The sequence below is a fragment of the Ancylobacter sp. TW_SC_1 genome, assembly GCF_056836805.1.
Genome location: NZ_CM166365.1, coordinates 1,978,904 through 1,991,372, shown reverse-complemented (window position 1 = coordinate 1,991,372; position 12,469 = coordinate 1,978,904). Strand labels below are relative to the sequence as shown.

General features: G+C 66.0%; 10 protein-coding genes. 7 read left to right on the top strand and 3 right to left on the bottom strand.

The annotated features are described in order from the left end of the window. Positions 1–3 precede the first annotated feature (3 nt). Complete coding sequence (locus tag AC1PZ7_RS09140) at positions 4–726, top strand: ROK family protein (RefSeq protein ID WP_482359152.1); 723 nt, start codon at positions 4–6, stop codon at positions 724–726. 464 nt (positions 727–1,190) lie between these two features. Here AC1PZ7_RS09140 and AC1PZ7_RS09135 read toward each other — a convergent pair whose 3' ends face one another. Beyond that, positions 1,191–2,963: a thiamine pyrophosphate-binding protein gene (locus AC1PZ7_RS09135; RefSeq protein ID WP_482359151.1), complete on the bottom strand. Its 1,773-nt coding sequence runs from the start codon at positions 2,961–2,963 to the stop codon at positions 1,191–1,193. Between the two features lie 227 nt (positions 2,964–3,190). Between AC1PZ7_RS09135 and AC1PZ7_RS09130 the strand changes: the two genes are divergently transcribed. Then, the gene (locus tag AC1PZ7_RS09130) at positions 3,191–4,171 is read left to right on the top strand and encodes a sugar-binding transcriptional regulator (RefSeq protein ID WP_482359150.1); all 981 of its coding nucleotides are present in this window, start codon (positions 3,191–3,193) and stop codon (positions 4,169–4,171) included. Positions 4,172–4,182: 11 nt separating this feature from the next. Here the strand turns inward: AC1PZ7_RS09130 and AC1PZ7_RS09125 are convergent, their stop codons facing one another. Both AC1PZ7_RS09125 and AC1PZ7_RS09120 read right to left on the bottom strand, forming a co-directional pair. After that, a complete protein-coding gene (locus tag AC1PZ7_RS09125; protein ID WP_482359149.1) occupies positions 4,183–4,992 on the bottom strand; it encodes a GntR family transcriptional regulator in 810 nt (269 codons plus the stop codon). Then, a complete protein-coding gene (locus tag AC1PZ7_RS09120) occupies positions 4,989–6,635 on the bottom strand; it encodes a glycerol-3-phosphate dehydrogenase/oxidase (RefSeq protein ID WP_482359148.1) in 1,647 nt (548 codons plus the stop codon). The genes AC1PZ7_RS09125 and AC1PZ7_RS09120 overlap by 4 nt, the downstream gene beginning before the upstream one ends. Before the next feature lie 348 nt (positions 6,636–6,983). On the opposite strand from AC1PZ7_RS09120, the gene AC1PZ7_RS09115 reads away from it, so the two are divergent. The 5 genes from AC1PZ7_RS09115 to AC1PZ7_RS09095 all read left to right on the top strand — a co-directional run bounded on the left by AC1PZ7_RS09115 (position 6,984) and on the right by AC1PZ7_RS09095 (position 12,468). After that, on the top strand, positions 6,984–8,495 hold the full coding sequence (locus AC1PZ7_RS09115) for an FGGY-family carbohydrate kinase (RefSeq protein ID WP_482359147.1): 1,512 nt from the start codon (positions 6,984–6,986) through the stop codon (positions 8,493–8,495). A gap of 129 nt (positions 8,496–8,624) precedes the next feature. Then, positions 8,625–9,710, top strand: coding sequence for an ABC transporter ATP-binding protein (locus AC1PZ7_RS09110; RefSeq protein WP_482359146.1), 1,086 nt, complete (start codon positions 8,625–8,627; stop codon positions 9,708–9,710). Between the two features lie 9 nt (positions 9,711–9,719). Beyond that, complete coding sequence (locus AC1PZ7_RS09105; protein ID WP_482359145.1) at positions 9,720–10,796, top strand: ABC transporter ATP-binding protein; 1,077 nt, start codon at positions 9,720–9,722, stop codon at positions 10,794–10,796. After that, complete coding sequence (locus AC1PZ7_RS09100; protein WP_482359144.1) at positions 10,793–11,683, top strand: carbohydrate ABC transporter permease; 891 nt, start codon at positions 10,793–10,795, stop codon at positions 11,681–11,683. Before AC1PZ7_RS09105 ends, AC1PZ7_RS09100 begins: the two co-directional genes overlap by 4 nt. After that, on the top strand, positions 11,680–12,468 hold the full coding sequence (locus AC1PZ7_RS09095; protein ID WP_482359143.1) for a carbohydrate ABC transporter permease: 789 nt from the start codon (positions 11,680–11,682) through the stop codon (positions 12,466–12,468). The genes AC1PZ7_RS09100 and AC1PZ7_RS09095 overlap by 4 nt, the downstream gene beginning before the upstream one ends. Position 12,469: the final 1 nt, after the last annotated feature.

Below are 12,469 nucleotides of genomic sequence, written 5' to 3'. Positions count from 1 at the left end.
CACATGACAGGCAAGACGGCGGGCAGCGGCGCGGCGGGCATTCTCGCGGTCGACATCGGCGGCACCGGGCTGAAATGCGCGGTGATCGACGACCAGGGCACCATGATCTCGGAGCGCGAGCGGGTCGACACGCCCCATCCCTGCCACCCGGAGGCGCTGCTCGACGCCTATGCCGGCATGGCGGCGAAGCATCCAGCCTTCGACCGGATCTCCATCGGCTTCCCCGGCGTGGTGCGCAACGGCAAGGTTCTGACCGCGCCCAATCTCGGCACCGAGCTGTGGGCCGGCTTCGCGCTGGCCGACGCCATGTCGGCGCGCCTTGGCGCCCCGGCGCGGCTGATCAACGACGCCGAGATGCAGGGCTACGGCATCGTCTCCGGCAAGGGGCTGGAAATGGTGCTCACGCTCGGCACCGGCGCCGGCACCGCGCTGTTCCGCGACGGCGATCTGATGCCGCATATGGAGCTGGCGCACCATCCGGTGCACGACAACCTGACCTATGACGAATATCTCGGCGTCGCCGCCTATGAGACCAATGGCAGGCACCACTGGAACCACCACGTCCAGCGGGTGATCGAGCTGCTCTACGTGCTGCTGCACTATGATCATCTCTATCTCGGCGGCGGCAACGCCAAGCATGTCGAGATCGAACTGCCGGCCAATGTCAGCCTCGCCTCCAACGATGCCGGCCTCACCGGCGGCGCCGCGCTCTGGCGCAAGCGCTGAGCGGCGGCAGCCGGGCGGCTTGGAACCGGGAAGTCGTTTTTGCCTGGCAATCGCCCGGATTCCGCCGACCGAAGCCGGGGAGTGCTGGCAAGCTCTGGTGGACGAGCCGCGAATGATCGCGTGGCGCTCCCTGGGTCGGAAACGCGCCAAGGGACCACGCCGCTGCCGCGTTACCAGTGGCGCTCGCCGCGCGAGTTCGACGCCGCCGTCGTAGAAGCCGAACCGAAGGAGCGCCGCGCGGCGGCCAAACCGAAACTGCGCTCACCGATGTCGCGGAAATTGCATGGTCCAGACAGCCTCCAGGAATTGGCCCGAACGCCGCTCTGGAGTCGACCCGCGTCGAGCACTCGCTAACCGTCATTCCCCGGAAGACCGAGCCGCAGACTGATAGCGCGACGTCAGTTCGAATCCCGCACGGTCCGCCGTCACGAGTCCTGGCACCCGGTGCTCGTCCCACCTCCCGCTCACGGCAGATTCGGGCTCACCTTCCAGTCGCGCAGCTTGTACACCGTGCCCGGACGCGGGCGGGGCGTGTCGCCGCCCTCGCGCAGGCGCCGCTTGAAGCTGTGGATGGGGGTGGCGAGGTCATCCACCCGCACCTCCACCACCGAGGGGCCGTCATAGGCGAAGGCGGCGTCGAGTGCCGGGCCGAGCTCGTCCGGCTTCTCGACATAGATTCCCTTCAGTCCCAGCCCGCTCGCCGCCGCCGCGAAATTGGGATGGCAGCTCTGGCTCTCCAAAAGGGCGGACTGCACATTCTTGAAGAAGATGTCCTGCCAGAGCTGGATCCAGCCGAGCCGGCCATTGTTCAGGACGACGTTGACGACCTTCTGGTTGCGTTGCGCCTGCGTCGCCAGTTCGCCGATCGTGTAGGAGAACGCTCCGTCGCCAGCGACGGTGACGATGCGGGTATCCGGCCGGGTCTCCGCCGCACCCACGGCGGCGGGGGTGGAATAGCCGAGGCCGCCCTGCCCGCGGGCATAGAGGAACTGCCGGCCAGGCCGGCGTGCCGGGATGTAGTTGGCGATCCAGCCGGCCGAGAAGCTGGCATCGGATACCACGATATCGTCGGCGCCGAGCCGCGCCGCCACTTCTGCCATTACCCGCGCCGGGTGCAGCGGAAGCTGCTCGCTCTCGATCTCGAGCCGCTTCTGCCGCTCGCCTTCCGCCTTCAGCTCGGCAATGCGCGCCAGCCAGCCGGGGTGCGATTGCGGCTCCAGCCCGGCGTTGAGCAGGGTCAGCGCCTCGCGCACGTCGCCGAGCATCGCCACCGTGGGCAGGAAGGTGCGGCCATGCTCGTTGGGATCGCAGTCGATCGTGATGGTCGCCTGCTCGGGCAGTGGCAAAGTCCAGTTCATCGCGGTGTTTTGGCTGGCCTTGGAGCCGCACCAGATGACCAGGTCGGCTTCCTTGATCAGTTCGATCGCCGCCCAGGAGCCGAGCGGATTGAGCGTTCCAGCCGCGTAGTCCGCCAGTTCCGACACAGCGCCGCGGCCGGTGAGGCTGGTGACGGCAAGGCCGCCGAGCCTCTCGGCAAACTCGCTCGCTTCGGTGCAGGCAAGCGCCCCGTGGACACCGCCGCCGAAGACGACGGCCGGGCGCTTCGCCCGTCCGATCAGTGCCACTGCGTCGGCGACCGAGGACGCCACGGGTGCCGAGCGGAGGAAGGGAGCCTGGATGGCGCGTTCGTCGATGCCGATCCGGATCTCCTCCTCGTTCCAATCGGCGTCGAAGATGTCGTGCGGAATGATCAGTGCAACCGGGCCGGGACGCGGGGAGGTGGCGACCCGGAAGGCGGTGCGGATCAGCTCCGGAAGGGCGGCGCGCGAGGGCACCAGCCAGCTGTCCTTGGTGATCGTCTTGAAGAAGGACAGCTGGTCGAAGCCCTGGGAGGCGATTCCCTTTTCCTTCAGCGACAGCCAATCGAGCGGCAGTTCGCCCACGATCCCGATCATCGGCACGGAGGCGTTCAACGCCTCGATGAAGCCGGCCGGCAACAGGTTGGCGCCGGGCCCGACAGTCACGTCGCACACGCCGGGCTTGCCGGTGAGGCGGGCATAGGCGTCGGCGGCATAAGCGGCGTTGCGCTCGTCGCGCATCAGCACATGGCGGATGCGGTCGGTACGACGGGAGATGCCATCATGCAGCGCCGTGGTCTGCCCTCCCGGCATGCCGAACACCAGTTCGACGCCATAACGCGCGAGCATTTCGGCGACCAGGTCACCCATATGGGCCATGAAACTCTCCTTGGGATCGACGGTGAGAACGCGCGGCCGCTCTGGCGGAGCCGGCTTCCACGCACGGGCAAGGCAGCGCCCCACCTCAATGTCTGGCATAATTCACCATCGGATGACTTTCGTCAATGACGTATTTCATCTACACTTGGCATATGCCATGACGTATATTGCCGATGGCCGAGATCGTATGATCCGGCGGAAAAATCGGCAGAGGGGTCAGGTGAGGCATGGCGAAGAGGATGGAGCGCGACGGCAAGGCGCAGGACGGGACGCAATTCGCCCTCGACCCGGTTCTGACCGCGGCCTGGCTCTATTATGAGGAAGGCCTGAAGCAGGACGAGATCGCGGCCCGTTTCGGCATCTCCCGCGCCACCGTGTTCAATCTGCTGCAAAAGGCCCGCGATGAGGGCGTGGTGAGCGTGTCCATCGACATCGACCGGATCCGGGCGCTACGCCTCGCCCGGACGCTGAGCGAGGCGACCGGCCTCGACGAGTGCTACATCGTCCCCGCCATTGGCGGCGACCGGCCGGTGGCCGAACGCATCGCCGCGCTTGGCGCCAGGCTGCTGGAGCGGCGCATTGGGGCGGACAGCGTGTTGGGCGTGGCCTGGGGGCGCACGGTCATGGCACTGTCCCAGTCTCTCGGCTCGCTGCATCTGCCAAGCACCACCATCGCGCAGATCACCGGCAGCGCCATCGGCACCTATGATTTCTCGCCGGAACTGTGCACCACCAACATCGCGTTGAAAGTGGGAGGGCGCTGCGTGAACATGCTCGCCCCGGGCATCGTCTCCAGCGCCGACATGAAACAGCGCCTTATGGCGGAACCGATCGTCGCCCAGCATTTCGCCCTGCTGCGCAGTTGCAGTCTCACCCTGTTCGGGGTCACCGATCTCGGCGAGGGCACGTCGCTGATGCACAGCGGCTTCATGACCGAGCCGACGCTGGCCGATTATCGCGCCCATGGCGCGGTCGGTTTTGTCTCAGGTTACTTCTTCGATCGGGAGGGCAAGCCCGTGCACACCGACCTCGATGACCGCCACCTCTCCATGCCGCGGCAGGATTTCCTCGCCGTGCCGACCCGGATCTGCGTCGGAGGCGGACCTTCGAAGGTCGAGGCTATCGCCGCCATGCTGCGCGGCGGCTATGCCAATGTGCTGGTGACGGACGAGACCACGGCCCGCGCCATACTGGCGCATTATCGCTGAAACCGCCGCGTTCAGTTCACGATGAAATGCAGCCGCGCCTGATCGGTGCGGTAGACGGCGGTGTAATATTCCACCGGCTCGTCGGTCTGCATGTAGGTGACCGACTCGATCGCGATCACCGGAGAACCCGTCGGGATTTCCAGCAGTTCCGCCTGCTGGGGCGTCGCGGTGGCGGCTTCAAGCCAGCGCTCGGCACGCTTCATCGTGATGCCGTAGCGCCGGGCCAGCGTGTCGTAGAGCGAGCGATTGTGCATGGGCACCTGCTCGAAGCCCGGCGTCAGGCGCTGACTGATGAAGGTATAGACGAGAATGCGCGGCATGCCGTCGACACTAAGCATGCGGTCGAGTGCGACCACCGGCTCTTCATGACCCAGCCGCAGCATCTGGCGCACATGGTTCGTCGGCATCACCAGTTCTTGCCGGAGAATGCTGCGGCTCACCGAATGATTGGTGTGATGAAGCTCACCGGAAAAGCCGATATTGGAGCCGAGAAAGCCGTGATCGTCCCGCTTGGCGGCGACGAAGGCACCCTTGCCTTGCAGCTTGTAGATCACCCGCTCGGAGACCAACTGGTTCAGCGCCTCGCGAACCACGGTGCGGGAGACGCCGAAGCTCTCGCACAATTCGGCTTCGGACGGCAGGCGGGCATTGTCCGGCAGCTTCTCGGTGACGATGAGGTTGAGCAGTGCCGTCTTCACCTGCGACCAGAGCGGCAGGCCGGACGCGTTGCCGCGCAGGCCATTGTCCCGCTCCGCCAGCTGCCGCAGCGTCGGCAGAAGATCGGCCTCGGGGCTGGTAGCGTGGCGGCGTGGTCGGCTCATAAGGTCCCATCCGGCAGGCGATGCCGCGTGGCGATCACATGGGTGGTCGCGGCCACTTCTTCCGCGATGCGCGTCGCAGACCAGCCCAGCGCCTCGCCGACCACCGCGCTGAGTTCGGCGATGACCTCCGCGGTCGCCTGCCCGAGCAGCGCAATGTGGGTGCGCCGAAGCACCAGGTCCTCCAGCCGAACGACACGCTCCTCGCGGGCAATGGCCACAATCTCCTGATACGAATAGTCGGGAAGCGTCGTCAACGGAATCTCATGTTGCGGCGCGAAGCCTTCCAGCTTCACCAGCGCATCCGTTCCATAACGGTCGAACAACGCGCGAGCCCGCGCGGGCGAAAGCGCAAAGCGGTCGGCCAGTTCGGTAATGTAAAGCTCGCGATCCTGCGGCCAGCCCGCCCCGCCGCCGATGGCGATACCGGCGGTCGAGCAGCGACGGGCGTGGCCCAGATGAGCGAGCACCTCGTCCGCGATCTCCTCGGCGCAGGCGCGAAACGTTGTCCATTTGCCGCCGACCAGCGACAGTATCGGAAACGGCCGATCGGCCTCAGGCGGAAAGCCGCGGATGGAATGATCACGGCTGATGGCGCCGGCCACGCCTTCGCTGGCGGGGAGCGGTCGGATGCCGGCATAGGTATAAACGATCTGGCTTCGGTCCAGCCGCATCGTCGGCATCACCAGCGCCATCACCTCGAAAAGATAGTCGATCTCGGCCTCCGAGCAGACCGTATCGCCGGGGTCGTCGGTGCGCAGGTCCGTCGTGCCGACCAGCACGTGGGTCTCGTCCAGGGGATAGGCGAGGCAGATACGGTGGTCCGGTGTCTCGAAATAGATCATGCACTCGGCGAGACCCTCGACGAAGGCACGGTTCCGCAACACCAGATGCGAACCCTTGGTGCCGCCGATCAGCCGCTCGTTGATGCCGAAGCGCCCGTCTACCTCGTCGACCCGGGCGCCGGCGCAGTTGACCACGAATTTCGGCGCAACCGCGAGGCGCTCGCCGGTCAGGACGTCCGCCAGCAGGACGCGCCCTCCCTCCCGGCCCGCCACGCGCAGATAGGTCGCCGCCCATGCCCCCGGGCAAGCCGCCTCGGCCTGGGCGACGAGCTCGACGCCGAGCCGTTCCGGGGCGGTGAGACGCGCATCGTGATATTCAGCGACATAGCGGGTCGCCGGGGTCAGCGCCGGCATCTCGGCCCGGAACTCGCGTTCCGGCACCATGCGGTGGTTGGGCATGGTCTGGTCACGCCGGTTGAACAGGTCATAGAGCCTCAGACCGAGCGCGACGACCATCGCCCCCTTCGGTCCCGGCGTCTGGACCCATCCGAGGAAACGACCCACGGAGGCGATGGCGCCGCTGAAACGGTCCGTGATCGGCACTCGCACGCGGAGCGGCCGGACCAGATGAGGAGCATCCAGAAGCAGCCGGTTGCGCTCCTCCACCGACTCCCGCACGAGCGAGAATTCGCCGATCTCCAGATAGCGCAATCCGCCATGGATCAGGCGCGATGAGGCGGCGCTCGTGGCCGAACATACGTCTCCCATATCGACGAGCAGCGCTGGCACGCCCTGCAGCGCAAGATCACGGAACACGCCAACGCCATTGATGCCGGCACCAATGATCAGCACCTCCGGCACGGCCTGGCCCGAACCCGGTGCCGGTCGCAGGGCAGCGAGAATAGCGTCGCGGGACAGCATGGCGCACTCCAATTAGGCTCGGACGAGCGACGAGAAGCCCAGCGACAGATGGACCTCCGAACCGTCGCCCCGCATCGCAAACTTATAATTACAAGTTAGATCGACCATATCGGACAAAATCTGTCAATCCATCCATTAAGGGACAAAATTTGGCGATTTCCTGCGTTTCTCCCGGATCACGAAAGATGTTGACGGCGCAAAAGCGACCGATATGATCTAACATGTAATTACGTGTTGAGCTTCGATGAACGAAGCCGTGCCGGCAAAGTCCGGCCCCGGGAGGACGCCATGAGGGAACGCCTGATCGGCATTGACGCCGGCGGGACGATGACGAAGGCCGCCTTGTTCGATCTGGACGGCCGCGAACTCGCCTGCGAACGACGACCAAACCAGATGCTGTTTCCCGGGCCCGGCCACACCGAGCGCGATCCCGAACGGATGTGGCAGGCGACCTGCGAATCCATCGCTTCGGTGCTGGAGACCACCGGCACGTCCCCCGACGACGTACTCGGCGTGTCGTGCTCCGGTTATGGCAGCGGCATCTATCTCACGGACCGGGACGGCACCCCGGTGCGGCCGGGTGTCGTCTCCACCGACAGCCGCGCGGCACAGATGGTCGCGGAGTGGGAAGGCAACGGGCGCGCCGGCGTGACGGCCCGACGCATCCAGCAGCGCATATGGCCGGGACAGGCCATCGCGCTCATGGCCTGGTTCTCCAGGCACGAACCCGAGACGGTGGCGCGCACCGAGCGCGTTCTGTTCTGCAAGGATTTCCTGCGCGGGCGGCTGTGCGGAGATTTCTCCACCGACCCGACCGACGCCGGCATCGCCGGGGCCATTGATGTCGAGAAGGGCGGCTATGCCCGCGAGGTGTTTCGCGACCTCGGCATCGGTGCATGGCTCGACCTGATGCCGCCGATCGGCCCCTCGGCCGAGGTCGTGGGGCGGGTCACGCAGGAGGCGGCGCGACAGACCAGGCTCAAGGAAGGCACACCGGTGGTGCGGGGCATGGCCGATGTCGCTTCGGCGGCGCTGGCGTCCGGCGTGGTGACCCCCGACCGCCTGTCGATGATCGCCGGCACCTTCAGCATCAACTCGACCTTGCATGCGACGCCACGGCTCTCGGTGGCGCCATTTCTGCAGATGCCCTACCCCGTTGGCGGCCAGGTCCTCGCCACCGAGGGTGCGGCCACGTCCGCCTCGAATTTCGAATGGTTCTGCCGCGAGATTCTCGATGCCGAGGCCGCCAGGGCCCTCTCCAGCGGCTCCTCGGTCTATGACGTGTGCAACGATTATGTCCGCGACGCGCTCGACCGGGAGAACGACATCTTATTCCTCCCCTATCTGTTCGGCGGACCGGGGGGCGCACCGGCGGGACTTCTCGGCATCAAACGCTCCGACAAGCTTGGCGACGTGCTGCGCGGAATCTTCGAGGGCATCGCCTACGCCCACCGCGTCGACATCGAGCGGCTTCTCTCCGGCTATGATGCCGCCCAGCCCACCACCATCCGGCTGGCGGGCGGAGCCTCGCGCAGCGCGATCTGGGCGCAGATCTTCGCCGATGTGCTCGGTCTGCCGGTCGAGGTCACCGACGGGACGGAACTCGGGGCGCGCGGCGTCGCCATTGCCTCCGCCGTGGCGATCGGCGCCTACACGGATTTCGACACCGCCATCGACCACATGGTGCGCGTACGCCAGCGCTGGGAACCCGCGGCCGGGCAGCACGCCGCCCACACCCGCAAATATGCCCGCTTCCTCGGCCTCACCCGCGCCCTTGCACAGGACTGGCCGCAAGCCTGATCACGAGGGCCCGCCCCTGCGGCGATCCGGCATTCCCACCGAGCGGAGCCGAGGCCGGGCGAGAGACAGTTCACTCATCGGCCCGTCCGGTTGGTCCACACCGAAACGTCTCCCTGTAACGAGGCTCAGATGTCGTTGTCGCTTGAGGATATCACGTTGACGGTCGGTGGGCAGGACCACCTGCGCGCCATCGCAATGACCCTGAACCGTGGCACGGTGAACGTGCTGCTGGGCCCTACCCGCTCGGGCAAGACGTCCCTGATGCGGGTGATGGCGGGGCTCGACACGCCGACCGACGGCCGCCTCGTCGCGGACGGACGGGATGTCACCGCGGTGCCGGTCAAGAAACGATCGGTGGCGATGGTCTATCAGCAGTTCATCAATTATCCGGCGCTGACGGTCTACGAGAACATCGCCTCGCCGCTCCGGGTCCGGGGGGCGCCGAGGGCGGAGATCGACCGGCAGGTACGCGCGGCTGCCGCGCTTTTGAAGCTCGACAGGCATCTGGACAAGACGCCGCTCATGCTTTCGGGCGGCCAGCAGCAGCGCTGCGCCATCGCCCGCGCCGTGGTGCGCCGCGCGGATCTCGTGCTTCTCGACGAGCCCCTCGCCAATCTCGACTACAAGCTGCGCGAAGAACTGCGCGAGGAATTGCCGCGGATATTCGCCGAAACCAACGCCATCTTCGTCTACGCCACCACCGAGCCTTCCGAAGCGCTGATGCTCGGCGGCAAGACCGCCTGTCTGTCGGAGGGCCGGCTGCTGCAGTTCGGCCCGGCCGCGCAGGTCTATCGCCATCCCGTCAGCCTCGCCGCTGCGCAGACCTTCTCCGATCCGCCAATGAATGTCGCCGAGGTCGAGAAGCGCGGCACACGTCTCGTCCTGCCCGGCGGCTCCGCCCTGCCCGCGACGGGAGCCCTCGCGGCTCTCGCCGATGGCCCCTATCGGCTGGGTGTGCGGGCCCATCACCTGCGGCTCGCTGCGGAAAGGGGCAGCGTCCCGATAACGGGGGCGGTCGAGGTCGCCGAAATCACCGGCTCGGAAAGCTACATCCATATCCATTCGGGCGCGCTGCGCTGGGTGGCCCTCGTCATGGGGGTGCACGAGCTGGAGCCCGGCACGCCCATTTCCGTGCATGTCGATCCTGCGCGGCTTTTCCTCTTCGATTCCAGCGGGCGCGTCGTCATCGCGCCCGACAGCACCACCGGGGCGTGAGAGGCTGACATGGCACGCATCGAACTCGTCGACCTCGCCCACGCCTATTGGGCGCACGCACAACCCTCGGATTACGCGCTGAAGCCGATGACCACCACCTGGAACCAAGGCGGCGCCTACGCGCTGCTCGGTCCTTCCGGCTGCGGCAAGACCACCTTGCTCAACATCATTTCCGGCCTCGTGACGCCCTCCCAGGGCAAGGTGCTGTTCGATGGCAACGAGGTCACGCGCCAACCGACGGAGCGGCGCAACATCGCTCAGGTGTTTCAGTTCCCGGTTGTCTACGACACGATGACGGTCTTCGAAAACCTTGCCTTTCCGCTGCGCAATCGCGGACTGGACGTGCGCCAGGTGGAGGCGCGGGTGCACGAGATCGCCAGCCTGCTGGAGCTTACGGCAGATCTCAGGCGGCGGGCTCGCGGCCTGGGGGCGGATGCCAAGCAGAAGATCTCGCTCGGCCGCGGCCTCGTACGCCCGGACGTGGCGGCGGTTCTCTTCGACGAGCCGCTGACCGTCATCGATCCCGCCTTGAAATGGGAGCTCCGCTCCAAGCTCAAGGCCCTGCACCGCGCCCTCGACATCACCATGATCTATGTGACGCATGATCAGACCGAAGCGCTGACCTTCGCCGACACGGTGGTCGTCATGCATGACGGTGGCATTGTGCAGTCCGGCCGGCCGGATGAACTCTATGACCGTCCTACCCATACCTTCGTCGGCCATTTCATCGGCTCGCCGGGCATGAATTTCCTGCCGGCGCAGATTGAGGCCGGCGGCGCGCGGGTCGGCGGCGCCGGCGTCGCGCTGGCACGGGACTACCCGACCTTGCCGGCGGGGGCGAAGGTCGAAATCGGTATCCGGCCGGATCATCTCCGCCTCACCGCCAGCGGCGGGTACCCCGCGAAACTTGAACGCTTCGAGGACCTCGGCCGCGTGCGCTACGCCCGGGTCCTCTTCGAAGGGCACCGGCTGTCCGCGCAGGTGCCGGAGGGCGAACCGCCGCCGACGGGCCCCGAGGTGCGCATCTCCTTCGACCCCGCACGCATCCACGTCTATGCCGACAACCTGCTGGTGGGCGAGCCATGAACAAATCCATCGACAACCGCGCCTGGTTCCTGGTGTTGCCGGTTTTTGCGCTGGTGGCCTTCAACGCCATCCTGCCGCTGATGACGGTGGTGAACTATTCGTTCCAGGATTCCTTCGGCAACAACCAGTTCTTCTGGAACGGGCTGGGCTGGTATCAGGAACTGCTCGATCCATCGAGCGATCTGGGCGGGCGCTTCTTTGCGGCGCTCGGACGCTCCACCGCCTTCTCTCTGGCAATCCTCGCCATCGAGGTGCCGCTCGGCATCCTCGTCGCCCTGTGCATGCCCCGCAGCGGCATGCAACTCGCCATCGGGCTTGTGGTCATGGCGCTGCCGCTGCTCGTGCCATGGAACGTCGTCGGCACGATCTGGCTGCTCTATACGCGCAGCGATATCGGCCTGTTCGGCTGGCTCATCAATGCGATCGGCTTCGACTTCAATGCCACCCGCAGCACCGCCCAGGCCTGGCTGGTGCTGATCGCCATGGATGTGTGGCACTGGACGAGCCTCGTGGCTCTGCTGTGCTTCGCCGGGCTGAAGTCGATCCCCGACGCCTACTACCAGGCTGCCCGGATCGACGGCGCCTCGCGCCTTGCCATATTCCGCTACATCGAACTGCCAAAACTCGGCCGCGTGCTGATGATCGGCGTGCTGCTGCGCTTCATGGACAGCTTCATGATCTACACCGAGCCCTTCGTGGTGACGGGCGGCGGACCCGGCAATTCCACGACGGTCCTATCCATCGACCTCGTGAAGATCGCCCTCGGCCAGTTCGACCTCGGCAAGGCCGCGGCCATGTCGATGGTCTACACCCTCATCGTGCTGACGGTGTGCTGGGTATTCTACACGGTCCTTGTTACCCGCGACAGCCAGGAGCCCCGGTCATGACCCGCCGGATCGTCTTCTATGCCTATCTTTTTTGCCTGATGCTTCCTCTCTACTGGCTCATCAACCTGTCCTTCAAGGGAAACGTCGAGATATCGACCACGATGACACTGTGGCCAGCGGAGCCGACGCTGAAGAATTATGCCGTCATCTTCACCTCGCCGGAATGGTTCGACGGGTTCCTGTTCTCGCTCAGCTATGTGGTGCTGAACACCATCATCTCGATCAGCGTCGCACTGCCGGCGGCCTATGCCTTCTCGCGCTACAGCTTCGTGGGCGACAAGCACCTGTTCTTCTGGCTGCTGACCAACCGCATGGCGCCGGCCGCGGTGTTCGCCCTGCCCTTCTTCAACCTCTACTCCTCGATCGGTCTGTTCGACACAGTCTGGGCGGTCGCGCTCGCCCATTGCATCTTCAACGTGCCGCTGGCGGTATGGATCCTCGAAGGCTTCATCTCCGGCGTGCCGCGCGAGATCGACGAGACGGCCCGCATCGACGGCTATTCCTTCCCGCGCTTCTTCGTGAAGATCTTCATGCCGCTGATCGCCAGCGGCATCGGCGTCGCCGCCTTCTTCTGCTTCATGTTCTCCTGGGTGGAACTGCTGCTGGCGCGGACGCTGACCAACAGCAAGGCGATCTCGTCGATCATGACCCGCACCGTCTCGGCCTCCGGCATCGATTGGGGCCTGCTCGCCGCCGCCGGCGTGCTGACCCTCATCCCCGGAGCGCTGGTGATCTGGTTCGTGCGCAATCATATCGCCAAGGGCTTCGCCCTCGGGCGGGTGTGAC

Bases quoted from the DNA above. Each gene is read 5' to 3' on its own strand.
- AC1PZ7_RS09140 (WP_482359152.1), top strand. From the start codon at position 4: ATGACAGGCAAGACGGCGGGCAGCGGCGCGGCGGGCATTCTCGCGGTC.
- AC1PZ7_RS09135 (WP_482359151.1), bottom strand. From the start codon at position 2,963: ATGGCCCATATGGGTGACCTGGTCGCCGAAATGCTCGCGCGTTATGGC.
- AC1PZ7_RS09130 (WP_482359150.1), top strand. From the start codon at position 3,191: ATGGCGAAGAGGATGGAGCGCGACGGCAAGGCGCAGGACGGGACGCAA.
- AC1PZ7_RS09125 (WP_482359149.1), bottom strand. From the start codon at position 4,992: ATGAGCCGACCACGCCGCCACGCTACCAGCCCCGAGGCCGATCTTCTG.
- AC1PZ7_RS09115 (WP_482359147.1), top strand. From the start codon at position 6,984: ATGAGGGAACGCCTGATCGGCATTGACGCCGGCGGGACGATGACGAAG.
- AC1PZ7_RS09110 (WP_482359146.1), top strand. From the start codon at position 8,625: ATGTCGTTGTCGCTTGAGGATATCACGTTGACGGTCGGTGGGCAGGAC.
- AC1PZ7_RS09105 (WP_482359145.1), top strand. From the start codon at position 9,720: ATGGCACGCATCGAACTCGTCGACCTCGCCCACGCCTATTGGGCGCAC.
- AC1PZ7_RS09100 (WP_482359144.1), top strand. From the start codon at position 10,793: ATGAACAAATCCATCGACAACCGCGCCTGGTTCCTGGTGTTGCCGGTT.
- AC1PZ7_RS09095 (WP_482359143.1), top strand. From the start codon at position 11,680: ATGACCCGCCGGATCGTCTTCTATGCCTATCTTTTTTGCCTGATGCTT.